The following is a 26669-nucleotide window of genomic DNA, read 5'->3' as shown; positions in this document are numbered from 1 at the left end:
CCATCCGCTATTTCACCGACTTGAGAAACGCCGCCGTCTCCGGCTGCACCGGGTTGCCGATCACTTGGTCCGGCGGGCCGATTTCGTGGACCCGACCGTTGCAAAAGAACGCCACGCGGTCGGACACGTCCCGGGCGAAGCGGATCTCGTGGGTCACCAGCACCATGGTCATGCCGTCTTCGGCGAGCATGCGCATGGTGTCCAGCACTTCGCCCACCAGTTGCGGGTCCAGGGCCGAGGTGGCTTCGTCGAAGAGCATGTAGTCCGGCGACATCGCCAGGGCCCGGGCGATCGCCATGCGTTGCTGCTGGCCGCCGGAAAGCTTGCCGGGGAAGGCCTTGAGCTTGTCCCCCAGGCCCACATGTTCAAGCTGCTTCACCGCCAGCGCCTCGGCGTCCTGCCGACTCTTGCCCAGCACCTTGCGCGGCGCCAGCATCACGTTCTCCAGCACGGTCAGGTGAGGGAAGGCGTTCCATTGCTGGAAGACGATGCCGATCTTCTGCCGCAAGCGATTGAGGTCAGTAGCCCGGTCGTGAACCTCGACGCCGTCCACGCGGATGCTGCCTTTCTGGATCGGTTCCAGGCCGTTGATGCACATCAGCAGGGTCGACTTGCCAGAGCCGGAACCGCCGATGATCGACACCACTTCGCCCTTGTCCACCGTCAGGCTCACACCCTTGACCACCTCCAGGTCGCCGAAGGATTTGTGTACGTTTTCGATCTCAATCATTTTCCTGCCACCTTCTTTCCAGGCGTGCGCCGAGGCGGGCGACCACCAGGCTCATGACGTAGTAAATGAGGCCCGCGATGCACAGCACCAGCAGGGGTTCCTGAATGCGCGTGACGATGGTTTGCGACGCCCGCAGCAATTCGACGATGCCGATCCACATCACCAATGCGGTGTCTTTCATGACGCCCAGCACCAGGTTCAGCCAGCCGGGAAAGGCCACCCGCGTGGCAATCGGCAGGACGATGAAACGCAGGTCCTGCACATAGCTCAGGCCTAGCGACCGGCTGGCCCGGCGGGTGCTCAACGGCACCGCCAGCACGCCACCGCGGACGATCTCGGTGAAGTACGCCGCGGCGTAGACCCCGAGCACGATGCAGCCGACGGCAAAGGCGCTGAGGTTCAGGCCGGCGATGCTCTTGAGGGAGTTGAATAGCACGAACTGGATCAGCAGCGGCACACTGCGAAACACGTCCAGCAGCCAGGCCAACGGCAGGCTGGCCCGCGGCAGCAGCGCCCGCAACAGGCCGAACAGCAACCCGGCGAAGGTGCCCAGCAGGATCGACCACGCGGTCAGTTGCAGCGTGACCCAGGCTCCCTCAAGCAAATACAGCAGGTCGTTAACGCTGAGGCTTGTAGAAAACATGACTCACCCTCCTCAGTAACGAAACAGCCGCCAGGACAACAGCCGGGCCAACCCGACGATCAGCTTGGCGATCAGGTAATACAGCACCGCCGCGAGGGCGAAGTATTCGAAGGTGCGGAAGGTCTTGACGTTGTATTCCTGGGTGACACCGGTGAGGTCGTTGTTCAGGCCGACCACCACCCCCAGGGACGTCATCAGCACCGCCCAGACCATCTGGTTGGTCAACGGGTAGAAGACGATGCGCAACAGTTGCGGGACGATGATCATCCGGTAGGCCTGGAAGGCACTCATCCCCAACGAACGGGCGGCGCGCATTTGCGTACCGGGCACGGCCTTGAGGCCGCCGCGAAAGTTTTCCGCCAGGTAGCCGGCGTTGTTGAAGGTGATCCCGGCCAGCAACGCCAGCCAGGAACTGACGTGCAGCCCGAGGGAGCCGAGACCGAAGTAGAGGATGTAGATCTGGAATAGCGAGGGCGTGTTGCGGGCGATGGATACCCAGCCATTGCCCACGCCTCGCAGCAAGCGATTCGGGGCCTGGCGCATCACCGTCAGCACCAGGGCGATCAGCACGCCGAAAATCATCGACAGCGCGGCGGTCTCGAAAGTCACCCAGGCCCCGGCGAGCATGTCGGGCAGGGCGCGCAAGGCCGGGCGCCATTGGAAGCTGTAGTCAAACATGGGGCTGGCTCCCGGTGCGGGTGGGTTGCAGCCACGTCGGCGGCTGGCCGCGAGTCGCGGCGGTGCACGCGGCCTCGACGCAATCGGCAAGGGCGGCAAAGTGCACGCCACGACCGACCAGGCCGGGTGCGTAGTGGGCGTACTTACCGGAGTTGGTCATCAGCGTGGTGGCGTGGGGCGGAATCACCGGCTCACCCAACATGCACCAACAGGTGTCGGTCACCAGCACCGCGCCGAAGGCCTCGATGGCCGTCAGATACCCGGCTTTGCGGGCCTGCTCCAGCACCGCCCGGCCGCAGGTGATTGCCAGCACCACGTAGGGATGCTTGACCCGACCCGCGCACAAGGTCGCGAGGGCGGCGAATTCGCTGAGGGAAAAATGCGGATTGCCCAGGGACACCACGTCCACCCAGTTATCTCGGGCGCTGTTGAGTTCGCGCCAACTGGCAAGCAGGCCCGCAGCATCGACGCGTTCCTGTGGCAACGCGACGTCGCGCTCCAGGACATCGGCCGGGTCGAGGGCTTCCGGTGTCACCCCGGCGATGTGGAACAGCGGCGCGGCGCTGGTGGTGGCAAACGCGGCGCCGAAGGCCTTGAGGTCGTCCAGGCTCGGTGCGGCGTGCTCCAGGCCCCGTATCAGCGGAATACGCCGGCCGGCCAGACCACCAATGTGGTAGCCCAGCAGCGGATAGAAACTGTCGTCGACCTTGCCCAGCGCCGGCACGTCGACGATCAGCCGGGCCTTGCGCGGATCGTCGAGATGGCAGCCGGTCAACGGCGCCCGGCCGCACAGGGCGATGCAGATGTCGAGGAAGTCCGGGTACTTTTGCGTGCGCGCGCCCAACACGCTGTTGGCATAGACCACCGCGTTGGATTCGGCCCAGACGATTTGCTCGCCAGCCTTTGGCGCGGTGTCCAGCAGATAGGGGGCGCAGGTGAAACTCAGCTGGGCGCCCATCGCCATGTAGGCATCGCCCAGGGCACTGGCCAGCTCGCCCAGGGCAGGATCGACGCCCAGTTCGCGCCAGCGACGCTGATCCACGGAGATGGAATTGAGGGTGGTGGGTACACGGACTTTCGCGCCCCACTGCACCAGTTGTTCAGCAAAGCGCAGGCTGGCTGGACCTGTGTAGATACAGCCGTCGATGTGGGCCTGGGTCACGTCCAGCAATTGCGTAGCGCCCTGGATCTCGGCCATGCGCAGCACGATATGCATCGCCACTTGGGCGGCCTTGCCATGGCTGCCGTCGAGCAATGCCCGGTCTTGTTCGGTCAGCTCCAGGGTTGAGAACGTGGGCGGCTGCGACGCCGTGTACGAACCTTGCCAGCCGTCGTCGAGGGGCCGGCCAGACAATGTCAGGACATCGCCTTCCAGACGGACAAACCCCTGGCCGCGCAGCCCATTGAAGGCCTCGTGTCCCACGCACAACACCGGCAGCGAACGCTGGAAAATCACCTGCGCTACCAGCACGCCCAAGGTCAGGATTTCATCGGCTTCGGCCAGCACCAGGGCCGCAGGGGCGTGGCCGTTGCTGATCAGTTCCATCAAGACGCTGCTGCCGGTGCAGGAACCACGTCCGCTGGGAATCGCCAAGACGCGCCCGGCCAGGCGCTGACCACTCAAGGGGTGGTGCCGGTCGATGACCTCGCCACTGGCTGGATCGACTCCACCCCAGAAACTCAGCCCCACCTCGGCGAACAGCAGGGCGCCCTGGGCGGCACCCTCCACCAGGCTGCGGCCTTTCACACGGACAGGCGTGCTTGGCATGCGCCGATCCTCAGTAGTAAACCTGGGGAACGGTCAGGTTGGCCGGCGGGATGTCGGTGCCGACCCATTTGACGAACAGCTCCTTGTAGCGGCCCGTGCGCACCTGCTGGTTGACGAACAGGTTGAGGTAGTTGAGCAGGCCATACTCGCTGCGCTTGGCGCCAAGGGACACGTAGTCGATGACGTAGGGCGCGTCACCGGCGATCTTCAGGCCCTTGTACTTGCCCGACTTGATAGTCGCGGCGGCCACGGTGTTGGTCACTACGGTGGCATCGATGTGCCCCTGGGCGACGGCCAGCAGGGTGTCGTTCTGCGACTGGTAGGCGCGGAAGCTGCCGCTGCCCCAGCTCTTCTGGTCCTTCTCCAGGGCGATGGCTTCGTAGGTGCTACTGGTGTTGCCCAAGGCCTTGCCCTTGAGGTCGGCGTAGCTGTTGATGCCGGTGTTGTCGCGGGTCAGCACCACCATCTGGAAGGCGAAATAGGGCACGGTCAGGCCGACGGTCTTGGCTCGCTCCAAGGTGTCCGAAGTGGAAGCGACGATGACGTCGGCTCGGCCGGACAGCAGCGCGGGGATTCGGTCGGAGAACGGCGTTTCCACCACTTCGGCGTCTACGCCGAGGACCTTCGCCAAGTCTTGGCAATAGTCCACGTCGAATCCCGCCGGTTTGTTGCTTTCGTCGCGAAAGCCCATGGGCGGGAAGTCCAGGGTCACGGCGCAGCGCAGTTTGCCGGAACCGATGATGTCGTCGAGTTTATCGGCGTGGGCCGGGGCGATGAAAAGCGGGGTAAGGACAACGCTGAGGGCTACGGCCAATGCAGGGTTTTTCATAAATGCCTCGCTGTCGAATAAATGCGGTGAAATATCGTATTGAGGATTTCGTATACGATATTAGATAAGCAATCGGCATGCCTGTTTCTGGTTGAATCGCAGTAATTGTGTTGGAGGGCTGACCTAGAGGCTTTCCGGCGGGTGATGGCACATAAAGGCAAGGTGCTACGTTGGTCGGTGGTGTTACAGATGGGAGCAACCACCGGATCCGACGCCCCATCGGGGAACAAGGATTAGCGCTGATTCTCGCGATATTGGCTGGGCGACAGGCTGGTCAGGGCGCGGAACTGACGACTGAAGGCGCTGTGATCCGTGTAACCGCAGCGCAGGGCGATCTCGGTGATCGGCAGGTCCTGGTCGAGCAACAACCGCGAGGCTTCCTCCAGCCTGGCCTTGTGAATCATCTGCCGCGGTGTGAGTTGGAAGATGCGCTTGCAGTGGCGTTCCAGTTGCGCCACCGACAATTCGGCGATGGCGGTCAGCTCGGCAAGGCTGATGGGGCGGGCGAAGTGCTGTTTGATATGGGCGTCCACCGCCGCCAGTTTATGAAACGCCGGATGGCTCGATTGCGGCAGTTGCAGGTCGCGGGAAATGCCGGCCAGGCCGACGATCCGGCCATCCGGATCGTGCAGGGCGAGCTTGTGGGTCAGGCACCATACGGGCTGGTTGCCGTAATACAAATGCAGTTCGAGCTGGTCGGCCAACTCCCGCCCGCTGGCCAGCACTCGGCGATCCTGTTCGGTGTACAGCGGGCCGAAGCGTTCGGGGAACACCTGGTCGGCGGTGAGGCCGAGCAGGTCGCCGCGGTGTTTGAAACCGCAGCGCCGGGCCAGGGTCTGGTTGACGAAGGCGTAGCGGGCCTGCGGGTCCTTGATGAAAAACACCACGTCCGCGAGGGTGTCCAGCAGCGGGGCGATGGGTTGCAGGCTGCGCAACAGGGTGTCGAGGTCGCAAGGGGCTAGGGAGGTGAGCGAAGGGTACATGGTCTGGATTCTGAGAGGACGCAGAGATCATAGAGCCAAAGCCATTGAGGCAGGAAGGTCTGAAACCGACTCGGTCTACTGTGGGAGCGGGCTTGCTCGCGAAGGCGTTGGCACATTCAAAATCGTTGCAAGCTGAGCCACCGCTTTCGCGAGCAAGCCCGCTCCCACAATAGAATCTCAGTCCGGCTCAGGTGGGTGGGGTTTCTGCCAGGTTCAACAAGGTCTCGATCCGTGCCGGGCTGAAGGGCGGGCGCGGCAGGGGCGCAGGCCAGCCGAACAGGTGTTCCAGAGCGGCGCCGCACACTCGGCCCTGGCATGCGCCCATGCCGCAGCGGCTGGCCAGTTTCGCTTCACGCCAGTTGTCATGGCCGGCCAGTTCCCCATACGGCACGTCCTCGCAGCGGCAGACCAGGGTATCCGCCGTGGCCAGGGTCTTGAGTCGTGGATCGAGGGCGAAGGCCGTGTTCAGGGCCCGGGCGAACCCCTGCCAACGTGCGCGACGCGGCCACAGCTGTTGGGCGGCGCCGCTGTTGCCGACGGCGGCATGGCCGGCGATGGCGCCTTCCACCAGCGCCAGTTCGCTGCCGCCGAAACCGGTGCACTCACCGGCGGCGTAATGTTCGCGGCGAGAGGTCGCTTGCCAGGCGTCCACTGCCAGCGCCTGTTCTTCGACCGCGCAGCCCAGGGCCAGGCCCAACTGGGTATTGGGAATGAGCCCGAAACCGCAGGCGAGCCGATCGCAGGCCAGTTCAATCGTCTTGCCTTGCTGTTGCAGGCGCACGCCCTCCAGCCGGTCCCGGCCGAGCGCCTCCAACACATGGGTGTCGGTGCGGTAGTGCCGGTCGAGCAGACTGAACGATTGGAAAAACTTTCCCGGCCAGCGGGGCAATTGCGCGGCGAAACCGGCGACGGCGCCGCGACGGGCCTGCTCGGCGATGCGTACCACCTGTGCGCCCTGATGTTTTGCCGTGGCGGCGCTGGCCAGCAGCAAGGGGCCGCTACCGGCGATCACCAGCCGTTCGCCGCGCACCGGCAAGCCGCCCTTGATCAAGGCCTGCACCCCGCCGGCACCAGTCACGCCAGGCAGTGTCCAACCGGGAAACGGCAGCAGCAGCTCACGGGCACCCGTGCAGAGGATCAAGCGCTCGTAGCTGATCTGCCAGCCACGCTCGGCGTCTTCCACCAGCAAGGTTTTATCCGCCGCGCAGGCGATCACGCGAGTACCGGCATGGCAGCGTACGTTGGCGCAGGTGTGCAGTTGATCGCGCAGGCGTCGGGCGGCGCTGGGCAGGTTGGCCTGGGGGCCGTCGCGCCAGATCTGCCCGCCGGGCATCGGGTTGTCATCCAGCAGCACGATGCGTGCACCGCTGCTTGCCGCGGCGAGGGCAGCGGCCATGCCTGCGGGGCCGGCGCCGATGATCAGCAAGTCGGTGGTTTCGTTCATGGTCGGGTCTGCACATGCATGCCATCGAGGCACAAGGTCTGGCAGGCCAGGCGGCGACGGCCATCGATCAACACCCGGCACTCCTGGCAGATGCCCATGCCGCACAAAGGGGCGCGACGCTGGCCGCTGGCGGACGTGCGGCTGCAACCGTCCGCGCCCAAGGCCAAGGCCGCCGCGACGCTGGTGCCGTTGGCAACCGAGAGCGGGCGGCCGTCGAGGAATAGATCAGGCATAGGAACAATCCCCCAGGGGTAAATGGACATCAGCGTCAAACGCCCATCCCGTGGCGAGGGAGCTTGCTCCCGCTGGGGCGCGCAGCGGCCCCGACAACGATCTGACAACTCGGTGTGTCAGGCCAATCCAGGGGACTGCTGCGCAGTCCAGCGGGAGCAAGCTCCCTCGCCACGAGGACTTGTGTCGGGCTTCAGGCATGGGCCGGCTCTCCAAGGAAACGCTGCGGCAGGTAAGGCTGCGCGGGCAGTGGCGAGGTTTCGTCGAACAACTGCGCCACCAGCAGGTCGGCCGTCGCGGGCGCCGTGGTGACGCCCAGGCCTTCGTGACCGACCGCCAGCCACAGTCCCTTGCACTGTGGATGTTGACCCACCAGCGGCAAGCCGTCGGGGCTCGCCGCGCGGAAACCGGTCCAAGCCCTGATGCCGTTAAGATGCGCCAACCCAGGCATGTATTCGACGGCGCGCTTGAGCATTTTCGCCAGCATCCAGCCTTCCACCTGCGGATCGACAGTGCCGAATTGCCGTGAGGCGCCGATGAACAATTGTCCGGTCGGACGTGGTTGGATATTGCAGGCCACCGACGGCCCGCTGGCGTTATGGGCGCTGGTGACGTAGCCCAGTTCCACCAGGGTGTGAGTGACGGTGGCGGGGTAGCGGTCGGTGATCAACAGGTGGCCCTTCTTCGGCTCGATCGGCAGTTCCGGGCGTAACTCGGTGGCCTGGATGCCATTGGCGAGGACCACCGCGTCGGCGCTCAGCCAACGACCGTCGCCGAGGCGCACGCGGTGACCGTCGACATCGCTGACCTGGGCTCGCTGCTGGCGAATGTTGGGCGCGTCCAGCATCCAGCGGGCGGCTGCCGGAGCGTAGAGGATGCCGTCGCCCTTGATCAGCAGCCCGCCTTCCAGCCCTGGGCGTAGCTCGGGCTCACGTTGATGCAGAGCGGCTTGGCCGATCAATTCACAGGCTTCGCCATGGGCCAGCAGGTTCAGGTATTTGGTGTGGGCCACCGCCATTTCTTCGGCATTGGCCGCCAGCCACAAGGTGCCATTGTTGCGCCAGGCGCAACCCTCGGGCATGGCCGGGGCCAGTTCGCGCCAGCGTTGCAGGGAATATTGACTGAGGGCCAGTTCCGCCGGGTTGTCATCCAGCACCAGCAGATGCCCCATACCGGCCGCCGTGGCGCCGTGCCAACCGGCATCCAGCACCAACACGTTGACGTTGCGCCGGGCCAATGCCTGTGCACAGGCCGCGCCAATAATGCCCGCGCCGATGACGATCACATCGGCGACATGGCCCTTGCTCACGGACGAATGCCCCAGGCGAACGGGTCGTCCCCTTCGATGATCAGGCTGGTTTCGGCACTGATGTAGGCGCGACCGCGAATGATTGGCACGATGTGCTCGCCCGAGTGTTCGTAGGAGCCTTCGAACTCGCTGCCGATGACACTGGCCTGGCGCCAGATCTGCCCAGGTTGCAGTTTTCCATCGGCCGCCAGGCACGCCAGTTTGGCGCTGGTACCGGTGCCGCAAGGGGAGCGGTCATAAGCCTTGCCCGGGCAAAGTACGAAGTTGCGGCTGTCGGCTTGCGGGTCATCGGCAAACAGTTCGATATGGTCGATCAGGCCGCCGTCCTCGCCGCGAAAACCCTGCTGCTCCAAGGCTTGCTGTACGGCGTAAGTGTAGGCGGTCAATGCGTCGAGGTTATCGCCGGCCACACGCTGGCCATGTTCGGCGATCAGGAAAAACCAGTTGCCGCCCCAGGCCACGTCGCCGACCACTTGGCCGATGCCGGGCACTTCCAGGGCCAGTGCCTTGCGGTAACGGTAGGCCGGCACGTTGCGCACGCTGACCGAGCGGTCTTCGTGCAAGGTTGCCTGTACCGTGCCCACCGGGGTTTCGATGCTGTGCACGCCGGGGCCGATCCTGCCCAGGTGGGCCAGTGACGCCACCAGGCCGATGGTGCCGTGGCCGCACATGCCCAAGTAGCCGCTGTTGTTGAAAAAGATCACGCCGGCACAGGCGCTCGGGTCCACCGGCTCGCAGAGCAGCGCCCCCACCAGCACATCGCTGCCCCGTGGCTCCAGCACGCAGGCGGTGCGCCACGCGTCATGCTCAGTGGCCAGGCGTTGCTTGCGCTCGGCCATGGTGCCCTGGCCCAGGTCAGGAAAACCGTCGGTGACCAGTCGGGTCGGTTCGCCGCCGGTATGGGAATCGATCACGGTGATGCGTTTCATGGGAGGGCCACGTCCGTTCAGATGAGTGACGGCAAGCGTGGCCCGCGCCCAGGGCGGACGGCTTGATGGTTTTATCTGTTGTGGATGACGAAATCGGCACAGCGTTGGCCTATCAATGGCTGGAAGGCAGGAACTTGAACAGGGTCTCGCAGACCCCGGCAATGTGCTCGTCCAGCAGCGCCACGGCCCGCTCGACATCACCGGCGCGGCAGGCCTTGATGATTTCCCGGTGCTCGTGATCGGCACGGTCCTTACCGGCCGAAAGACTCATCTGCATACGCAAGTAACGCTCCAGCTTGTCGTGGACCGAGCGAATCAGACTCACCATGAACGGCCGTTGCGCCGGTTCGTAGAGACAGGCGTGCAGTTGCCAGTTCAGTTCGGCCCAACGCCCGACGTCGTCTTCACCGACGAATTCCCGGCAGATGCTTTCGGCGCGGGCGAAGGTGTCTTCGGTCATGTTGGGAATCGCCAGGCGCAGCACTTTATCTTCCAGCAACATGCGCACTTCGAACATCTGCGCCAGCTCCGCCTCGGAAATGCGCGTCACCATCGCTCCGCGATTGCGCTGGAACATCACCAGGCCCTCGGCCTCCAGACGCTTGAGGGCCTCGCGCACGGGAATCTTGCTGACATTGAACTGACGGGCGATGTCATCCTGGCGAATCGGCTCGTCCTCGGCAAAATGACCAGCCACGATGGCATCGCGCAGATGGCGGGTGATGATTTCCGAGGTGGAAGGGGTGTTGCCCAGGTCAGGCAGGTTGAACTTGGATAAAGTCACGGCGGCGGGTCGTTCGGCTTAGGTGGGGATATGGTATACGACTTTGCCGAGCGCAGTGTCGAGCTGTCCAAGGCTTCCCCCAATCCTTTAGCAAGCTCCCTCGCCACAGGTTGGTGTGTTCAGCCGTGGGACAGGTGGCTCACATAAGCCTCGGTCCGGACGATGCGCCATCCTGTAACAGACACCCCAGCCAACAACGCCAGGCCGAACACGATCAACGCCACGTCAGCGCCGAAATGATCGGCCAGCAACCCGGTCACCACCACCGGGATGCTGAACCCGACATAGGCGAACAGGAAAAAACCGGCACTGACCCGGGCCTTTTCCGCGCCAGCCATGGCCGTGACGGCCGACAACCCACCCAGGTACAGGAAACCGTAGCAAGCGCTGCTGGCGCCCAGCGCTCCCAGCAACACGGCGAGCAGGGAGCCGGCGCTCGCGCCCCAGGCCAGCAAGGCATAGCTCACCGGCAGGATCAACAGCCCCAGACCCGTGGCCCTGGCCGGCGACATGCGCCGCACCCAAGGCTGGAAGAGCAAGCCGCAACTGATGACCGTGAAGGTCGACAGGCCCGACCACCGCTGCAAATCGTGGGTTGCCAGCACCGACGGCAATATGGCGATGACCAGGCCCGAAGTCGCCCAGGCCAACAGCATGGAAAAGCTGTAGGGCAGGCTACCGGCGGGAAACAAAGGCAGGCGCAGCAGCGGCGCGTCTTTGATTTTCAGCGCCGGGTCCGGTAGCCGCCAGACCACGACAATCGCCAGGGCGGCCAACAGCAGCTGCAACCAGAAGCTGCCGGGCGTGGCGCTGGGATGGACGAACAGGAACAGACTGGTCAACGCCGCGCCCAGGCCAAAACCCAGTGAGGTGCTGGCGGTGACCCGGTTGGCCGGCGAGCGGGTATCGTGGGTTGCCATGAGCTCTGTCATATAGGCAGTCGACGTGGCCGAGGCCAGTCCCGTGCCGACCCCCATCATCAAGCGCGCCACGCCCAGCGCCACCAGGCTCGGCCAGAGCAACGTCACCAGCGTCGCCAACATCGACAGCCCGAGTGCGACCAGGATCAACGGCTTGCGGCCCACCCGGTCGGCCAACCCACCGAACGCCAGCAGAACCGGCAAAACCCCTAGCACATAACCGGAAAACGCCACCGCCGTGGCCCCAGCCCCGGAGCCGGACAACTGCGCGTAGGTGGTGTACAGCGGCGCCTGCAGGTTGACCGCGAGGGTGATCAGGCAGAGGCCGAAAGCCAGCCCCCAGGAATGTCGATGCTGTGGGTTCAAGAGTGTTCCTTAACGGGTGTGCATGAAGTCCCGGGGACTATCACCGCCGGGCACAACGCAAACAAGGAACAGCCGCCGGTCATTTGTGTTTAACTGTTTTCCAGAAAATCGAGAACACTTAGCCAAGAGTGCCCGCCGTGGACCTGAAGATTGATCGCAACACTACCGAGCCCATGATCCGCCAGCTCGTGACGCACCTCACGGGCTGGATCAGCGCCCATGGCATTCGGCCCGGCGCGCGAATGCCGTCCATTCGCCAACTGGCCCGGGAAAATGGCCTGAGCCTGTCGAGCGTGATCAAGGCCTATGACCAACTGGTTGCCAGCGGGGTGCTGGAGTCTCGGCATGGCGCGGGCTTTTTTGTCGCGCAACAGGTGGCTCGGCCGGTGGAGCCGATACCTGAAACGGATAACCCGTCGTGGCGGTTGTTCGACAATGAATCGACGCAGCTCAAGCTCGGTTGCGGCTGGCTGCCCGACGCCTGGCGCGACGACGCCGACCTGGGCCAGGCGATCCGCCAGGTGGTGCGCAGCGACAACCACGCGTTGTTCAACTACAGCACCCCGTTGGGCTCGCCTCATCTGCGCCTGCACCTTCAAAAACGCCTGGGCCTGATCGACATTCACGTCGACTCGGCACAGATCATCACCACCCAAGGCGCCAGCCAGGGCCTCGACCTGCTGGTGCGAACCCTGCTCAAGCCCGGCGACCTGGTGCTGGTGGAAAGCCCCGGCTACTACAACCTGTTCAATCTGCTGAAGCTGCAGGGGGTCAAGACCGTGGCGGTGCCAAGAACCGCCCAAGGCCCGGACATCGCCTGCCTGGAACAGCTTCTCGGCGAGCACAAACCCTCGTATTTCTTCATCAACAGCATGTACCAGAACCCCACCGGCACCAGCCTGGCGCCGAGCGTGGCCTATCGTCTGCTGCAACTGGCGACGGCCCATGACTTTCGCCTCATCGAGGACGACATCTACGCCGATTTCCAGAATGGCCCGACCTCCCGCCTGGCCTCCCTGGATGCCCTGAACCGGGTGATCTACCTGGCGAGTTTTTCCAAGACCTTGTCCAGTTCCCTGCGCATCGGTTATGTGGTCGCCCAGCCCGACATCATCAGGCGCCTGGCCGAAGTCAAGATGATTACCGGCATCGGTTGTTCGCTGCTGGCGGAGAACGTGGTAGCGACGTTGCTGGCCAACGGTGCTTATCGCAAGCTGATCCAGCGCTTGCGCCAGCGCCTGAACAAGCAGATGGCAAGTACGCTGCGCCTACTGGACCCGGCCCATTGGGAAGTGTTTGCCGAACCAATGGGGGGGATGTTCGTCTGGGCCAGGCCTCGGTGCCTGGCGGCGCAACGGGTGCAGCAGATCGCCCGGCAGTTGCAGATCCAACTGTCCCAGGGTTCGACGTTCCTGCCCCAGGGGGAGGCGTGCGATTGGTTGCGGTTGAACGTGGCTTACGCCCAGGACCATCGTGCGCAGACGTTTTTCCAGCGGGTGGAGCAGGAGTCGATTGCGGCGGGTCAATAAGGTGGGGGAGATTGCTTCTGGCGCCATCGCGAGCAAGCTAGCTCCCACAGTTGATCGCGTAACCCTTGTGGGAGCGAGCTTGCTCGCGATGACGGACTGAGCGGTCACAAAAAATATCAGTGTTAATGGGAATAGATATCAAACAGCAATGAGTTACTGTATCTTTCGCGACACATTCTGTCAGCCTCCCGATGTGGAGGCTTTTTTCCATTAGGATTGTGCATCGATGCGTCGGATACTCGTTTCACTGTGTGTGCTCCAGGCTTATTCCGTTCCCACCTGGGCTGAAGAACCCATCCCTGCCAAGCCGGCCTCCCTTGAGCTGCAAGCCACGGATATCCTGGGCAGCGCCGAGTATGAATCAGCCCAGGGACCGGTGAAGGGCTATCACGCCACCCGTTCGGCCAGTGCCACCCGTACCGACACGGCGATCCATGAAACCCCGCAGTCCATTTCCGTCGTGTCCCGCGATGTGGTCGAAGACCTGAGCGCCACACGCTTGCAGGATGCCCTCGATTACGCCGGCGGTGTGGGCCGGGCCAACAACTTCGGCGGCCAGGGCCTGACCACCTTCACCGTCCGCGGTTTCACCACTGGGGAGTTCTACCGCAACGGTTTTCCGATCAACCGTGGCTACCCGAACATGCCCGACGCCAACACCATCGAGCGGCTGGAAGTCCTGCGCGGCCCGGCGACCATGCTCTATGGCCGTGGCGACCCGGGTGGCACGTTCAACGTGGTGTCCAAGCAACCGTTGGCCGAGCGCACGGTGACCCTGGGCAGCCAGGTCAGCGACCAAGGGATGCGTCGCGGTACGCTGGATGCGTCCGGCCCATTGGACGAAGAAGGGCGCCTGGCTTATCGCCTGAACGTGATCGGCGAGGGCGGCGATACGTTCCGCGACCACGTCGAGACCGAACGATATGGCGTCGCGCCGGTGGTGACTTGGCAGGTCAACGACACCACGCGCCTGACTTTCGAAGGCGACTTCATGCGCAACAATGCGCCGCTGGACCGTGGCCTGACCCATTACGCCGGCCAACGCGGCACCGCTTCGCGCGATACATTCTTCGGCGAGAAAGACGCCGGCAAGCTGCACAACGACAACAACATGCTGCAGGTGCGTTTCGAGCACATGCTCAACGACGACTGGACCCTGGCTGGCGGTACCCAGTGGCTCGACGGCACCTTGCAGGGCAATGCCGTCGAAGGCAACGGCATCGCCGCCGATGGCCGCACCCTGGGGCGTAATTTCAACTACCGTAAGCTGGAATGGACCGACCGGGACACCCAACTCAACCTCACCGGGCATTTTTCCACGGGCGGGTTCGAGCACACGTTGTTGACGGGTATCGAGTATGAAGACTACGACTACCAGTCCATCATCCAGCGCTCCTCCGGCGCCGTCGGTGCCTACCCGATCGATATCTTCGACCCGGTGCATGGCCAGCCACGCCCGGCATTGACGCGCAAGCCCACCGATGACCAGGAAAACCTCAAGACGTTTGGCGTGTTCGTCCAGGATCAGGTGGCGCTGACTGAGCGTTTGAAGTTGCTGGCGGGGGCAAGGTTTGAGCGATTCGAGCATCAGTATGAGAGTTTCGTCCCCCAGAACCCGCCTGGTAGTCGGAACTGGGACGTCACCGACAGCGCCGTCACCCCGCGCCTGGGTGTGATCTACGATCTGACCGACACCGTGGCGGTCTATGCCAATACCGCACGCTCGTTCAAGCCCAACAACGGTGCCAGTCGCGTAGGTGGCGGGTTCAAGCCGGAAGAGGGCAAGTCCTATGAGATGGGGATCAAGTGGGAAGCGCTGGATCGTCAGTTGAGCGTCGATGCGGCGGTGTACCAGATCGAAAAACGTAACGTGCTCACCACTGACCCGGTGGATTCCACCTTCAGCGTGGCCGCCGGCGAAGTGCGCAGCCGTGGCTTTGACCTGAACGTGGCGGGCAACCTGACGCCGCAATGGCGCGTGATCGGTGGTTACGCCTATGTGGATGCCGAAGTGACCAAGGACATCAATATCCCGTCCGGCACCCGCTTGCTCAATGTGCCCAAGAACACTTTCAGCCTGTTGAACGTCTATGAGTTCCAGGATGGCGGCCTCAAAGGGCTGGGCCTGGGGCTAGGCGCCAAGTACGTGGATGAACGGGCCGGCCAGACCGCGGCGAATGCATTCTCCATGGACAGCTACACGGTGGTGGACCTGCTCGGCTACTACAAGGTCAACGAACGGATCCGCCTCAACCTGGACTTGAAGAACCTGTTTGACGCCGACTACGAAGAAGGCGCTTTCGGTAACGTCTACGCCTACCCAGGTGCACCGCGGACGGTACAGGCCGGGATTTCCTACACCCTTTGAAGTCGCGCGCAGTCGCAGTCCAGGTGGGAGCGAGCTTGCTCGCGATGGCGTCGGGCCAGTCAATAAGAGGCTGACTGACTGGACCCCATCGCGAGCAAGCTCGCTCCCACAGTTTTTCCTACCACTTACCGGTGCTCATCCCCCCGTCCACCGGCAGTATCGCGCCCGTCGTGAAATCAGCGCCCGCCAGATACAACACGGCATCGGCAATTTCCTCGATGGTGCCCACGCGACCGGCCGGGGCCAGGTTGTCGAGGAAGTCGCGGTGCGCCGGGTCGTGCATGGGTGTGTCGATGATGCCGGGGGCGACCGCGTTGACCTTGATGTTGTGGGGCGACAGTTCCAGGGCCAGGGCGCGGGTCATCTGGTTGACGCCGCCCTTGATCAACACTGGCAAAGCCGCCGGCACCTGGATGTTCGGTTGCAGCGCCACGGCGGCTGAAATGTTGATGATGAAGCCGCGCTGGCGGCCGATCATGTGCGCCGCAGCGGCCTGGCTGGCGTAGACGAGGCCCTTGAGGTTGGTGTCCAGCAGCGCGTCCAGGTCCTGGGGGCTGTATTCGACAAAGGGTTTTGGCAGGAAGAAACCGGCGTTGTTCACCAGCCCGTCAACGGCGCCAAACGCCTCGACAGCTTGGGCGACGAGGGCGGTTGAAGTGGCCGGGTCAGCGATGTCGCCGGCCACACCCATGAAACCGGCCGGGTGGCCGAGCTGGGCGGCGGCAGCGTCCAGTCCGGACGGAGAGCGGGCATTGCCCACCACGTTGTATCCCCGGGCCAGGAACGCCTTGACCAAACCCAGGCCGATCCCGCTGGAAGCGCCGGTGATGATGACGGTTTTGTTGAGGCTCATGATTGACTCCTGATCACATTGAATGGAACCGATGCGCCTGTATGGCGCTGGTTGAATTCAGGGTATTGATGCATCAGGGTTTGATAAATAAGGCTTCTGGTACTTGAGTTGATACGTCATGTAATCAATGACAAGAGCAACACGTCACCCCTGTGGGAGCGAGCTTGCTCGCGATAGCGTCAGGTCAGTCGGGAGTGATGTTGACTGATACACCGCCATCGCGAGCAAGCTCGCTCCCACAGTGTTCTCAGTTGATCGCCAAACCCACGTTCGCCGATAACTCTCACAGGGTTGTTGGGTCGGCAGGCAGAAAAAAACCCGGTCAATCGGACCGGGCTCGCAAGGGTGAAGCGTTACTCCTTGGGAAGACTTCGATACGCCGTCGTCATCATCCCCGCGTATCCCCAGTTATCGGTGTCGACTTCCTCGATCACGATATGGGTCAAGTGAGGATCCTTGCCCAGCACGCGCTGGAGGGTTTCGGTGATTTCGGCAATCACCTGGGCTTTCTGTTCTCGGGTGACGCCATCTCGGGTAATTCGTACGTTGACGAAAGGCATGTTGCACTCCAACTGATGGGAAATGGACGCAGGACAACGCCCGCGTGTTGCAGGACCACTGTATTTATACGCCGCAGGCTGATAAACAGGCCTTTGGAAACTTCAGTTGATACGCGGTGTAACGAATCATGAAGCGGCATTTCGAAGACCTGCAGTTGGGCAGCATAGAACTGTTCTGCCTCGCGGCGGAGGCGGGCAGTTTCACGGCCGCGGCGCAGTTGGCGGGGGTTACCCCGGCGGCGGTGAGTCGCTCGATCTTTCGCCTGGAAGAGCGCCTGGGCTCACGGCTTTTCGTGCGCACCACCCGCAGCATCCGCCTGACCGAAGCCGGCAAGACCTATTTCGAACAATGCCGGCAAGCGTTGACGCAACTGGTCGAGGCGCAACAGGAAATGATGGGCGCCCAATCGGTGCCGTCCGGGCAACTGCGCATCAGCTTGCCCACCACCTATGGTCATCACCGGATCCTGCCGTTGCTGCCGGCGTTTCGTGCACTGTACCCGCAAGTCAGCGTGGACCTGCACCTGAGCAACCGAAACATCGATTTCGTTGCCGAAGGCTATGACCTCGCCATCCGGGTGCGAGCCCAGCCGGACTCGTCGATGATCGCCCGTCTGCTGGAAGACGCGAAACTGGTGGTGGTCGCGTCCCCGGATTACCTGCGCAAGGCCGGCACGCCACAGGTTCTTGAGGACCTGGACGACCATGAGTGCATCCAGTTCGAATTGCCCAGCAGCGGGCGACGGATTTCCTGGTTGTTCAATGTCGAGGGCAAGGAAAAGGAGGTGTTCGGCGAAGGGGGGTATTGCTGTTCGGACGACGTGCTCGGCGGCGTGACGCTGGCCAAACATGGCGCCGGCTTGTTCCAGACCTACAAATTCATCGTGGAGCAGGAGCTGGCCAACGGGCAATTGGTGGAAGTACTTGCGCCTTTTGCGGGGCGCTCGCGTCCGTTTACCTTGCTGTATCCCCATGGCCGGTATGTGCCGCAACGGGTACGTGCCTTCGTGGATTTTCTACTGCAGTACCGGAAGCAGTGGGCCGCGGATTGAGGTGATTGTGATCTGTGTCGAGGGGATAAATCCCCTCGACACAGATCACAGCGCCTTCAAGTTGACAGGACGCTTTGCGCAGAAAGTTTCTCTATCAGAACCGAAACGCCTGACGGCCAATCAGCAGCCACTTGCCATTCTTCTGCTTCTGCCAGATCTGGAAGTTCTCGATTTCCGTCGGCACCACTTCCGTGCCTTTGAGCGCCTGTGCCGAGAAGTGATTGCGCACCAGCGCAGTGTCCCCGGACAAGGTGATTTTCTGGTTCTGCATTTCCAGGGTCTTGAACGCGCTCTTGCCCGTTTCGATGTCGGCGATGAAGGCTTTCTTATCCTGGATATTGCCGCTGGAATGCCCGTAGGTGAGGTTCTCGGCGGCCAGGGCCTGGAGTTGCGGGATGTCTTTGTGCAGCATGGCCTGGGTCAGGTGGTCGACGGCCTGGGCCACTTCCTGCTCGGCGGATGAATTGGCCGCCGCTGCGTAACCGCTGAACAGGCACAGGAAGCTGATGGCGAGTGTGGTCTTCTTCATGGGGGTTCCTTGTTTTTGTTGTATTGGAGAAGGACGAGCATTACATTCTCGTCGGTCATCGTACAACCTCAAGGGAAAGCCGGGAATAGCCAATGCGCCGGTTAATTTCTGAAGGAGCCAAATTAGTGGGGCGCCCCCCTGTGGCGAGGGAGCTTGCTCCCGCGGGGCTGCACAGCAGCCCCAACAACGCCTTGGCGACTCGGTGTGTCAGGCAAATACCGGGGGCTGCTTCGCAGCCCAGCGGGAGCAAGCTCCCTCGCCACAGGAGACGCTTTAGCCATGGTGGCGCATTCACAACCCCTCGCGAACCGCCCCCCTAATCCCTTCCAGCAACATGGTGAACGCTGGATTGTCGTTGTCCTCGCGCCACACCAGGTGCAACTCGCTCTGCACCCCTTCGCCCAGGTCGATCTCACGGAACACCACTTGCTTGAACACCACGCTGGTGGCGCAACGCGGTACCAGGGCCAGGCCCATGCCGGCGTTGACCAGCGCCAGGATCGTCAGCGACGACCCCAACCATTGCACGAATTGCGGCGCGACCCGGGCCGAGCGGAGCATGCCGGTGAGCAGTTCGTTGAAGGGCGGGTAGGCGGAGTGGGAGTACATGAGGAACGGCTGGGCATCCAGGTCCTGGACGCTCACCGTGTCGGCAGTCGCCAGGGGATGCCCGGCGGGTACCGCCAGCACGAAGGGTTCGCGCACCAGGCATTCAGTGGCGTAGCCGGTTTCCAGCAGCGGCGAGCGGACGATCCCCAGGTCGATGCGCCGGGCGCGCAGGGCTTCGTGCTGCTGGTAGGTGTTCATTTCCGCCAGGACGATCTTGACCTGCGGCTGCTTCAACCGCGCCTCGGCAATCACCTTGGGCAAGAACTCGTACACCGCGCTGCCGACGAAGCTGATGGTCACCGAACCGATGTCGCCCTGGGCGAAACGCCGGGCCGCCACGGCGGCTTGTTGCGCCTGTTCCAACAGGTTCTGCGCTTCGATGAAAAACGCCCGGCCGGCGGCGGTGAGCGCCACGCTGCGGGTGCTGCGGGTGAACAGTTCGACGCCCAGGTGATGTTCCAGCAATTGAATCTGCCGGCTCAGTGGTGGCTGGGTCATGTTCAGGCGTTCGGCGGCGCGACGGAAGTTGAGTTCGGTCGCCACGGTGGTGAAGCAGCGCAACTGGGCCAGTTCAAACATTGATTCAATCCAGGTATCAATCAAGTGCCAAGTTAGATTAGACGGGAACAATCCACCGCGTCCATCATCATCCCGTTCCCCACAAAAACAATGAATCGGGAGGCACCCTTGAATAACGTAACGGACTCCACCCATGACAGCACCCTGGCGCTCGCGGCGGCCAAGGTCAAACGTCATGTACTGCCGTTGGTGGTGGTGATGTTCATCGTCAACTACATCGACCGGGTCAACATCGGCTTCGTGCGCAGCCATCTGGAAACCGATCTGGGCATCGGTGCCGCGGCCTACGGGCTCGGCGCTGGGTTGTTCTTCGTCGGCTACGCGCTGTTCGAAGTCCCGTCCAACATGCTGTTGCAACGCTACGGCGCACGGGCCTGGTTGACGCGCATCATGTTCACTTGGGGCGCGGCGGCCATGGCCATGGCCTTTGTGCAAGGTGAAACCAGCTTCTATGTGCTGCGCTTCATTCTCGGCGCGGCGGAGGCGGGCTTCTTTCCCGGCATCATCTACTACTTCACCCAATGGCTGCCTGCCAATGAGCGCGGTAAGGCGATGGCGATCTTCCTCAGCGGCTCGGCCATCGCCTCGGTGATTTCCGGCCCGGTGTCTGGCGCCTTGCTGCACATCAGCGGGATGGGGCTGCATGGCTGGCAATGGATGTTCCTGATCGAAGGTTTCGCCTCCATCGTGCTGTGCGGGTTTGTCTGGTTCTGGCTGCAATCGCACCCGAGCCAGGCCAAATGGTTGACCGCCGAAGAGAAGACCGTGCTGATCGCTGCCATCGCCGAAGAGCAGCGGGCCCGAGAAGCCGCGCAAGTGATCAAACCATCGATGTTCAAGTTGCTGGCCGACCGACAGATCGCGCTGTTCTGTTTCATCTACTTTTCCATCGCCCTGACCATCTACGGCGCCACGTTCTGGCTACCGAGCATGATCAAGAAAATGGGGAGCCTGGGGGACTTCCAGGTCGGTTTGCTCAATTCCATTCCGTGGATCATTTCCATCGTCGCGATGTACGGGTTTGCCGCCCTGGCCGGCAAATGGAAATTCCAGCAGGCGTGGGTCGCGGTGACGCTGGTGATCGCCGCGTTCGGCATGTTCATGTCCACCACCGGCGGGCCGATCTTCGCCTTCGTGGCGATCTGTTTTGCGGCGATTGGTTTCAAGGCGGCCTCGGCGCTGTTCTGGCCGATTCCTCAAGGCTACCTGGATGCGCGCATCGCGGCGGCGGTGATCGCCCTGATCAACTCCATCGGCAACCTCGGCGGTTTCGTGGCGCCCACGGCTTTCGGTTTCCTGGAACAGACCACGGGCTCCATTGAGGGCGGCCTGTATGGGCTGGCCGCCACCTCGCTTGTCGCCGCCGTGGTGATCTTTTTCGCCCGCACCACGCCGAAGCGCGATACCCCGAACTCACTGTCCGGCCGGCCCGAAACCGTTGCCGAAGCCAATCAGCCGGAAAAAAACCAAGCCTTGAACCCTGGCCCATCGGGAGCCGCTGTATGAAGATCAAACGCGTCACCGTGACACCCATCGCTTTTCGCGATCCACCTTTGCTCAACGCCAGCGGTATCCATGAGCCGTTCGCGCTGCGCTCGATCATCGAGATCGAGAGCGACAACGGTTACATCGGCCTGGGGGAGAGCTACGGCGATGCCCCGGCCCTGGCGATCCAGCAGCAGTTGCAAAGCCAGTTGATCGGCCTGGACCCGTTCAACCTCAATCAGTTGCGAGCCATCGTCCAGGCGACCGTCGCCGCGCAGAAACCGGCCAGCGCTGCCGGTGCCGAACTGGCACCGGGTTCCCATGCGAGCAAGGCGGTGAGCAATGCCTACTCGGCGTTCGAAGTGGCCTGCCTGGATTTGCAGGCCCATTACTTGAACGTGCCACTGGTGGACCTGCTGGGCGGCGCGATTCGCGACGAGATCCCGTTCAGCGCCTACCTGTTTTTCAAGTACGCCGAGCACATCGATTCGCCATACCCGCCAGACGGTTGGGGCGAGGCGCTGAGCGAACAGCAGATCGTTGCCCAGGCCCGGCGGATGATCCAGGACTATGGCTTCAAGAGCATCAAGCTCAAGGCCGGCGCCCTCGATCCGGAACATGAAGTCGCCTGCATCAAGGCGTTGAAACAGGCCTTTCCCGGCTACCCGCTGCGCATCGATCCCAATGCCAACTGGTCCCTGGAGACCTCGATTCGCATGGCCGAGCTGCTGGGGGATGACTTGCAGTATTACGAAGACCCAACGCCAGGGCTGGAAGGCATGGCCGAACTGCACAAACGCACCGGGCTGCCCCTGGCGACCAACATGGTGGTCACCGATTTCGATGAGTTCCGCCGCAGCGTGGCCCTGGACAGCGTGCAGATCGTCTTGGCCGACCACCACTACTGGGGTGGGCTGCGGGACACCCAGGCTCTGGCGAAAATGTGCAGCACCTTCGGCCTGGGCGTGTCGATGCATTCCAACTCGCACCTGGGCATCAGCCTCATGGCCATGGCCCACGTGGCGGCCGCGGTGCCGAACCTGGACTACGCCTGCGACACCCATTACCCGTGGCAGGAGCCGGATGAAGAAGTGATCAAGGGCGGCAAACTGCCGATTGTCGACGGCTGCGTGAAGATCACCCGGGCGCCGGGCCTTGGCTTGGAGCTGGACCGGGATCAATTGGGCAAGCTGCATGACCAGTTCCTAAGTTGCGGCATCCGTCAGCGCGACGATGTGCGGCAGATGCAGCGCTACCGGCCGGAGTGGAAGACCGTCAAGCCGAGGTTCTGAGCTGATAGCGAGGGGGCCTGCTGCGCCGCCCAGCGGGAGCAAGCGCCCTCACCACAAAAGCAACACGGTGCAAACCTGTGGGAGCGAGCTTGCTCGCGATAGCGCTGTGTCAGCCAACCGTATTGTTGAATGACCTGCCGCCATCGCGAGCAAGCTCGCTCCCACAATAAGCAGGACAACCGGCCCACACCCAAAGTATCGCAGCCGTCGGCAAGGCAGTCTTACACCCAAGCTGTCGCGCCCCTCGTCCTCGCCGTCTTACACCCAAACTGCCGCGCCGGGCCGGCGCTTCCAAAGCATTCGTCAATTGCCTCCAAGGCAGCGTATGACGCGCCCTGGCACCTTTCGATAATCGCCTCCGACATCCCGTCCCCTGTTGCGGAGCGCGCCATGCACAACAATAAAAATACCTGCCTGCGTTTTTTGCCTGCGGTCATCGCCGGTCTTTCCAGTCTGGGCCTGACGTCTTGGGCCAACGCTGAAATCATGCTGTACGACAAGGACCAGACCACCTTTTCCACCGACGGCTACATCAACGCCTTCTACGTCAACAGCGACGTGGACCGCGCGGGTGAGCAGTACGACCGTCGGCAGGCGCGGGTCAAGATGGGCTTTTTGCCCAACTACCTGGGGTTCAACATGGGCAAGCAGGTCGATGACCTCAAGCTCGGCGCCCGGGCTTCGTTCTGGGTGACTATCAACGATAGTGAAACCAACGGCACCGACACCGCCATCGACGTACGGCAGTTCTACGGCACCGTGGCCAATCCAGAGTGGGGCGAAGTGCTGATCGGCAAGGACTTCGGCCTGTTTGCCCGCTCCAACATCCTGCTGGACGAACTGCTCGCCGGTTATGGTCAGGTCAGCGACACCCTGGGGCTGGTGGACGGCGGTGGCGTGTCATTCGGCAACATCGGCAGCGGTTACCCGTACCCGTTCCCGACTTCGCAGATTACTTATCGCACGCCGGTGATGGACGGGCTGCGGGTGGCGGTGGGGATCATGGATCCGGTGGACACCAACGACAACAGTGCTACCGGCAAGGCCTATCAGGAAAACCCGCGCACCGAGAGCGAAATTACCTACCAGTTCGACCTGGGCGGGGCGAAGATCTACAGCTGGCTCAACGGCAGCTACCAGACCTCGGACAATACCGACTCCACCGTCGAATCGGTGACTTCCAAAGGCCTGGGGTATGGCGTACAGGCGAAGATGGGTGGGTTGTCGCTCACCGGCTCGGGGTTCCAGGCCAAGGGCATCAACCCGTTCTTCACCAACAACGCCGGTGAAGCCACCCTGCGCAATGTCGACAGCAAGGGTTACCTGTTGCAGGGCTCGTACAAGCTGGGCAAGAACCGCCTGGCGCTGTCCTACGGCAAGACCGATGACGACGGCAACGGCGTGGTAGGCAGTGGCGCCGATTACGAAACCCGGGGCATCGCGCTGTTCCACGACATCAACGACAACCTCAAGCTCGTGGCCGAGTACAACCAGTTCGAAATCAACGGCCACGACACCAGTGCCCAGAACGAAGACACCGACACCTTTGCTGTGGGCGCGGTGCTCACCTGGTAAGGGTGACCCCCTGACTGCGCACATTACCCTGTGGGAGCGAGCTTGCTCGCGATGGGCTCAAGTCAGTCGGCATGGATGTTGACTGACCCGCCGCTATCGCGAGCAAGCTCGCTCCCACAGGATGTTTCACTGATGTACCCCTCCGATCGCTTTTGTGGCGAGGGAGCTTGCTCCCGCTGGGCTGCGCAGCAGCCCTGAGGCCTGACATCCTGATATCTCGCGTCGATTGATCTTGGGGGCTGCGCATCAGCCCCCTTTTTTCAGTGGGATGTCCCCTCGGCGAACTCGATCTTGTTGCCGACGTTGTACTTGCCCGAAGGCTTGTTCATGGGCAGGCGCTTGATTTCCTGAAGGGTGTTGCTGTCGTAGACGATCAGCGCGCCATCGGTGTCCCAGATACTCAGCAGCAAGTAGCGCCCGTCGCGGGTGAACTCGACGTGGGCAGCGGTCTTGCCGGGCATGGGCCGCAGGGTGTGAGCGATTTCCAGGGTCTGTTTGTCGATCAGGTGGATGGCGTCGTTGTCGGGGCCGAAGAACACATCGGTCCAGGCGTAGCGAGAGTTGGCATGGCTGCGCAGGAAGAAACCCGGCCCTAGGGTGGGGATTTGCTTGATGACTTTCCAGGTGTCGAAGTCGATCACCGAGATCAGCCCCTTGCTGATGTTGGGCGTGGCGAACACCCAGTGCCCATCGCGTTTCCAATAGGTCCCCGAGCCCAGGTGCGGCATGCCCGGCAGCGCGATGTCGGTGACGATCCGCCCTGTGTCGAGGTCGATCACCTGGCCGCCCTGGGCCTTGCGTGAGGTGGCGAGCAACTGTCGGTAATCGGGCGAGAAGGAAAAGTCGTCGAGGTAATCCTCGGCCTCGATCCGCCTGGGCACGAAGTCCGGCTTCGGCCCGGTGGACAGCTCCCAGACCTCTTTCACGTCCTTCAAGGCGACGATGAAGCTGTTGCGCGGCGGCGCGGTATAGACCGCACTGACCCGCGAGGCCTGGCCGTCCAGCCCCACCGTTGCAACCGTCTTGACCAGTGACAGGTCGCGGGCATCCAGCACCACCACGTTACCCGGCAGGGTGTTGCCCACCAGCACCCAGCGCCCGTCCTTGCTCACCGCCAGGTTGCGGGTATTGAGCCCGGCCCGCACCTCGGCGATGAGCGTGAGGTTGTGCAAGTCATACAGACTGATCCAGCCGTCCCGGGAGGCGAAATAGACGAAGCGTCCGTCCGGCGAAAATTTCGGTCCGCCATGTAGCGCAAAGTGTGAGGCGAAGCGCGCCAGGACCTCGAAGCGATCTCCGTCGACGATATCGACGTGATGGTCGCCAGCCTCCACCACCACGAACAGGTTCAGCGGATCGGCGTGGTGCTGGGGTTTGTCGGGCAGGGTCGCGACATCCGCCAGCAAGCGATGGCTGCGGCGAGTGTCGTCCTCGCTCCAGGTCGGTTCGACGGCAGGCGAACGTTGGAGATAGTGGGTCAGGCCATCGATCTGTGCGGGCTCCAGCACCGCACCGAATGCCGCCATCTGGCTGGCCGGGCGCCCATGCTCGATCACCTGGCGAATCTCGTCGGGCTTGATCCGGCTCAGGCTCTGGGGCAACAGCGCCGGCCCGGCAGCGCCGATGCGATTGACCCCGTGGCACTGCTGGCAGTGTTGCTGGTAGTTGTGTTCGGCCAATGCCAGGTCCGGTTCGGGCGCCGTGGCAGCGTGGACGGCACCGATCCACAGCAACGAGGCAAGCCAGCCGATTCTCATGATGCCACCCTTGAGATACCGGGCTGGAGCGGTATGGCCGGGTGCAGACGCGCCGGATGCTCCAGCAGTTGATGGGCAAACAAGCCGACCACCTTGCCGATCACCGTCAAGGTCGGCAGGCCTTCGGCGCACGTCAGCGCCATCTCCGGCAATTGCTGAAGGGTGCCCCGCAGGACCTGTTGGTCGGGGCGCGTGCCGTTGCTGATCAAGGCTGCCGGCGTGTCGGCCGCCAGACCCGCCGCGATCAGTCGCGTAGCGATGGTGCCGAGGTTCGACAAGCCCATGTAGAACACCAGGGTCTGACTGTCATCCGCCAGGCTTTGCCAGGGCAGGTTCAAGTCGCCTTCGCGTTGCAGATGACCGGTGATGAAACGACAGGAATTGACCAGGTCGCGATGGGTCAGGGGAATGCCGGCATAGGTGCTGCAACCGGCCGCGGCGGTGATGCCGGGCACGATCTGGCAATCGATACCCCGCGCCAGCAGATACTCCAGCTCCTCGGCACCGCGACCGAAGATGAACGGATCCCCGCCCTTGAGTCGCACCACCCGCTGACCCTGGTCGGCCAGGTCGGCCAGCAGTTCGTTGATTTGTGGCTGAGGCAGGCTGTGGCAACCGGCGGCCTTGCCGACGTAGTGCCGGGCGCAGGGCAGGGGGATCAGGTTGAGCAGTTGCGGGCTGATCAAGCGGTCGTAGACCACCGCGTCGGCCTGCATCAACAGGCTCCAGGCGCGCAACGTCAGCAGGCCCGGGTCACCGGGGCCGGCGCCGACCAGGGCGACTTCACCCGGTCTGAAGGGCGATTGCAGGACAGCGGGCAAAACGATGGAGGCAGGCATGGGACTTCCTTGGTTCGTCATCAGGTTC

Annotated in this window: 24 protein-coding genes; 6 read left to right on the top strand and 18 right to left on the bottom strand. The window is 62.9% G+C overall.

From position 1 onward, the window contains the following. Positions 1–7: 7 nt before the first annotated feature. The 12 genes from BT125_RS00730 to BT125_RS00675 form a co-directional block, all read right to left on the bottom strand. Positions 8–730, bottom strand: coding sequence for an amino acid ABC transporter ATP-binding protein (locus BT125_RS00730; RefSeq protein ID WP_072404411.1), 723 nt, complete (start codon positions 728–730; stop codon positions 8–10). Further along, entirely contained in the window at positions 723–1373 is a 651-nt protein-coding gene (locus tag BT125_RS00725; RefSeq protein WP_072404409.1) for an amino acid ABC transporter permease, read from the bottom strand. The genes BT125_RS00730 and BT125_RS00725 overlap by 8 nt, the downstream gene beginning before the upstream one ends. A 12-nt stretch (positions 1374–1385) precedes the next feature. Beyond that, a complete protein-coding gene (locus BT125_RS00720) occupies positions 1386–2051 on the bottom strand; it encodes an amino acid ABC transporter permease (protein ID WP_060742046.1) in 666 nt (221 codons plus the stop codon). Next, positions 2044–3819: a cis-3-hydroxy-L-proline dehydratase gene (locus tag BT125_RS00715; RefSeq protein ID WP_072404407.1), complete on the bottom strand. Its 1776-nt coding sequence runs from the start codon at positions 3817–3819 to the stop codon at positions 2044–2046. Before BT125_RS00715 ends, BT125_RS00720 begins: the two co-directional genes overlap by 8 nt. Positions 3820–3829: 10 nt before the next feature. Next, entirely contained in the window at positions 3830–4648 is an 819-nt protein-coding gene (locus BT125_RS00710) for an ABC transporter substrate-binding protein (RefSeq protein WP_072404405.1), read from the bottom strand. 233 nt (positions 4649–4881) lie between these two features. After that, on the bottom strand, positions 4882–5631 hold the full coding sequence (locus BT125_RS00705; protein WP_072404401.1) for an AraC family transcriptional regulator: 750 nt from the start codon (positions 5629–5631) through the stop codon (positions 4882–4884). Positions 5632–5818: 187 nt separating this feature from the next. Continuing rightward, on the bottom strand, positions 5819–7075 hold the full coding sequence (locus BT125_RS00700; protein ID WP_072404399.1) for an NAD(P)/FAD-dependent oxidoreductase: 1257 nt from the start codon (positions 7073–7075) through the stop codon (positions 5819–5821). Next, positions 7072–7308 (bottom strand): 2Fe-2S iron-sulfur cluster-binding protein, encoded by a 237-nt coding sequence (locus BT125_RS00695; RefSeq protein WP_072404397.1) that lies wholly within the window; start codon positions 7306–7308, stop codon positions 7072–7074. The genes BT125_RS00700 and BT125_RS00695 overlap by 4 nt, the downstream gene beginning before the upstream one ends. 191 nt (positions 7309–7499) lie before the next feature. Further along, positions 7500–8615 carry an NAD(P)/FAD-dependent oxidoreductase gene (locus BT125_RS00690; protein WP_072404396.1) on the bottom strand — a complete coding sequence of 372 codons (1116 nt, stop codon included), beginning with the start codon at positions 8613–8615 and terminating at the stop codon, positions 7500–7502. After that, on the bottom strand, positions 8612–9544 hold the full coding sequence (locus tag BT125_RS00685; protein WP_072404393.1) for a 4-hydroxyproline epimerase: 933 nt from the start codon (positions 9542–9544) through the stop codon (positions 8612–8614). The genes BT125_RS00690 and BT125_RS00685 overlap by 4 nt, the downstream gene beginning before the upstream one ends. A 112-nt stretch (positions 9545–9656) precedes the next feature. Next, positions 9657–10328 carry a GntR family transcriptional regulator gene (locus BT125_RS00680; RefSeq protein ID WP_060742054.1) on the bottom strand — a complete coding sequence of 224 codons (672 nt, stop codon included), beginning with the start codon at positions 10326–10328 and terminating at the stop codon, positions 9657–9659. Positions 10329–10447: 119 nt separating this feature from the next. Then, positions 10448–11614 carry an MFS transporter gene (locus tag BT125_RS00675; RefSeq protein ID WP_072404391.1) on the bottom strand — a complete coding sequence of 389 codons (1167 nt, stop codon included), beginning with the start codon at positions 11612–11614 and terminating at the stop codon, positions 10448–10450. Positions 11615–11751: 137 nt separating this feature from the next. Here BT125_RS00675 and BT125_RS00670 point away from each other — a divergent pair, with 137 nt between their 5' ends. Next, positions 11752–13143: an aminotransferase-like domain-containing protein gene (locus tag BT125_RS00670; protein ID WP_072404389.1), complete on the top strand. Its 1392-nt coding sequence runs from the start codon at positions 11752–11754 to the stop codon at positions 13141–13143. A 226-nt stretch (positions 13144–13369) separates the two neighbouring features. Beyond that, the gene (locus BT125_RS00665) at positions 13370–15511 is read left to right on the top strand and encodes a TonB-dependent siderophore receptor (RefSeq protein ID WP_072404386.1); all 2142 of its coding nucleotides are present in this window, start codon (positions 13370–13372) and stop codon (positions 15509–15511) included. Positions 15512–15629: 118 nt separating this feature from the next. Here BT125_RS00665 and BT125_RS00660 read toward each other — a convergent pair whose 3' ends face one another. Next, positions 15630–16364, bottom strand: coding sequence for an SDR family NAD(P)-dependent oxidoreductase (locus BT125_RS00660; protein ID WP_072404384.1), 735 nt, complete (start codon positions 16362–16364; stop codon positions 15630–15632). Positions 16365–16717: 353 nt separating this feature from the next. Beyond that, on the bottom strand, positions 16718–16924 hold the full coding sequence (locus tag BT125_RS00655; protein ID WP_072404382.1) for a tautomerase family protein: 207 nt from the start codon (positions 16922–16924) through the stop codon (positions 16718–16720). Between the two features lie 128 nt (positions 16925–17052). Here BT125_RS00655 and BT125_RS00650 point away from each other — a divergent pair, with 128 nt between their 5' ends. Further along, complete coding sequence (locus BT125_RS00650) at positions 17053–17976, top strand: LysR family transcriptional regulator (protein ID WP_072404379.1); 924 nt, start codon at positions 17053–17055, stop codon at positions 17974–17976. A 94-nt stretch (positions 17977–18070) separates the two neighbouring features. Here BT125_RS00650 and BT125_RS00645 read toward each other — a convergent pair whose 3' ends face one another. Together BT125_RS00645 and BT125_RS00640 are read right to left on the bottom strand one after the other, a co-directional pair. Continuing rightward, on the bottom strand, positions 18071–18505 hold the full coding sequence (locus BT125_RS00645) for a nuclear transport factor 2 family protein (protein WP_072404377.1): 435 nt from the start codon (positions 18503–18505) through the stop codon (positions 18071–18073). A 291-nt stretch (positions 18506–18796) separates the two neighbouring features. Then, positions 18797–19693 (bottom strand): LysR family transcriptional regulator, encoded by an 897-nt coding sequence (locus tag BT125_RS00640; RefSeq protein ID WP_060742062.1) that lies wholly within the window; start codon positions 19691–19693, stop codon positions 18797–18799. 108 nt (positions 19694–19801) lie between these two features. Between BT125_RS00640 and BT125_RS00635 the strand changes: the two genes are divergently transcribed. From BT125_RS00635 to BT125_RS00625, 3 genes are all read left to right on the top strand, one after another. Continuing rightward, positions 19802–21199 (top strand): MFS transporter, encoded by a 1398-nt coding sequence (locus BT125_RS00635; RefSeq protein WP_256573608.1) that lies wholly within the window; start codon positions 19802–19804, stop codon positions 21197–21199. Next, on the top strand, positions 21196–22470 hold the full coding sequence (locus BT125_RS00630) for a glucarate dehydratase family protein (RefSeq protein WP_072404372.1): 1275 nt from the start codon (positions 21196–21198) through the stop codon (positions 22468–22470). The genes BT125_RS00635 and BT125_RS00630 overlap by 4 nt, the downstream gene beginning before the upstream one ends. 390 nt (positions 22471–22860) lie before the next feature. Then, on the top strand, positions 22861–24045 hold the full coding sequence (locus tag BT125_RS00625; protein WP_060742065.1) for a porin: 1185 nt from the start codon (positions 22861–22863) through the stop codon (positions 24043–24045). 260 nt (positions 24046–24305) lie between these two features. On the opposite strand, the gene BT125_RS00620 is transcribed toward BT125_RS00625, so the two are convergent. Together BT125_RS00620 and cobA are read right to left on the bottom strand one after the other, a co-directional pair. Beyond that, on the bottom strand, positions 24306–25802 hold the full coding sequence (locus BT125_RS00620) for a nitrite reductase (protein ID WP_072404370.1): 1497 nt from the start codon (positions 25800–25802) through the stop codon (positions 24306–24308). Continuing rightward, positions 25799–26641, bottom strand: a complete 843-nt coding sequence (gene cobA / locus BT125_RS00615; RefSeq protein ID WP_072404368.1) for a uroporphyrinogen-III C-methyltransferase — start codon at positions 26639–26641, stop codon at positions 25799–25801. Before cobA ends, BT125_RS00620 begins: the two co-directional genes overlap by 4 nt. Between the last annotated feature and the right edge of the window lie 28 nt (positions 26642–26669).

Source organism: Pseudomonas sp. NFACC04-2 (genome assembly GCF_900119265.1).
GTDB lineage: Bacteria > Pseudomonadota > Gammaproteobacteria > Pseudomonadales > Pseudomonadaceae > Aquipseudomonas > Aquipseudomonas fluorescens_AA.
The sequence above is the reverse complement of the archived record's forward strand: the minus strand, read 5'-3'. Positions and strand labels throughout refer to the sequence as shown.

Excerpts from the sequence above, each read along its gene's own strand:
- BT125_RS00715 (WP_072404407.1), bottom strand. The coding sequence starts at position 3,819 with ATGCCAAGCACGCCTGTCCGTGTGAAAGGCCGCAGCCTGGTGGAGGGT.
- BT125_RS00730 (WP_072404411.1), bottom strand. The coding sequence starts at position 730 with ATGATTGAGATCGAAAACGTACACAAATCCTTCGGCGACCTGGAGGTG.
- BT125_RS00695 (WP_072404397.1), bottom strand. The coding sequence starts at position 7,308 with ATGCCTGATCTATTCCTCGACGGCCGCCCGCTCTCGGTTGCCAACGGC.
- BT125_RS00650 (WP_072404379.1), top strand. The coding sequence starts at position 17,053 with ATGAAGCGGCATTTCGAAGACCTGCAGTTGGGCAGCATAGAACTGTTC.
- BT125_RS00620 (WP_072404370.1), bottom strand. The coding sequence starts at position 25,802 with ATGAGAATCGGCTGGCTTGCCTCGTTGCTGTGGATCGGTGCCGTCCAC.
- BT125_RS00645 (WP_072404377.1), bottom strand. The coding sequence starts at position 18,505 with ATGAAGAAGACCACACTCGCCATCAGCTTCCTGTGCCTGTTCAGCGGT.
- BT125_RS00630 (WP_072404372.1), top strand. The coding sequence starts at position 21,196 with ATGAAGATCAAACGCGTCACCGTGACACCCATCGCTTTTCGCGATCCA.
- BT125_RS00660 (WP_072404384.1), bottom strand. The coding sequence starts at position 16,364 with ATGAGCCTCAACAAAACCGTCATCATCACCGGCGCTTCCAGCGGGATC.
- cobA (WP_072404368.1), bottom strand. The coding sequence starts at position 26,641 with ATGCCTGCCTCCATCGTTTTGCCCGCTGTCCTGCAATCGCCCTTCAGA.
- BT125_RS00725 (WP_072404409.1), bottom strand. The coding sequence starts at position 1,373 with ATGTTTTCTACAAGCCTCAGCGTTAACGACCTGCTGTATTTGCTTGAG.
- BT125_RS00625 (WP_060742065.1), top strand. The coding sequence starts at position 22,861 with ATGCACAACAATAAAAATACCTGCCTGCGTTTTTTGCCTGCGGTCATC.
- BT125_RS00640 (WP_060742062.1), bottom strand. The coding sequence starts at position 19,693 with ATGTTTGAACTGGCCCAGTTGCGCTGCTTCACCACCGTGGCGACCGAA.
- BT125_RS00705 (WP_072404401.1), bottom strand. The coding sequence starts at position 5,631 with ATGTACCCTTCGCTCACCTCCCTAGCCCCTTGCGACCTCGACACCCTG.
- BT125_RS00685 (WP_072404393.1), bottom strand. The coding sequence starts at position 9,544 with ATGAAACGCATCACCGTGATCGATTCCCATACCGGCGGCGAACCGACC.
- BT125_RS00710 (WP_072404405.1), bottom strand. The coding sequence starts at position 4,648 with ATGAAAAACCCTGCATTGGCCGTAGCCCTCAGCGTTGTCCTTACCCCG.
- BT125_RS00720 (WP_060742046.1), bottom strand. The coding sequence starts at position 2,051 with ATGTTTGACTACAGCTTCCAATGGCGCCCGGCCTTGCGCGCCCTGCCC.
- BT125_RS00665 (WP_072404386.1), top strand. The coding sequence starts at position 13,370 with ATGCGTCGGATACTCGTTTCACTGTGTGTGCTCCAGGCTTATTCCGTT.
- BT125_RS00700 (WP_072404399.1), bottom strand. The coding sequence starts at position 7,075 with ATGAACGAAACCACCGACTTGCTGATCATCGGCGCCGGCCCCGCAGGC.
- BT125_RS00655 (WP_072404382.1), bottom strand. The coding sequence starts at position 16,924 with ATGCCTTTCGTCAACGTACGAATTACCCGAGATGGCGTCACCCGAGAA.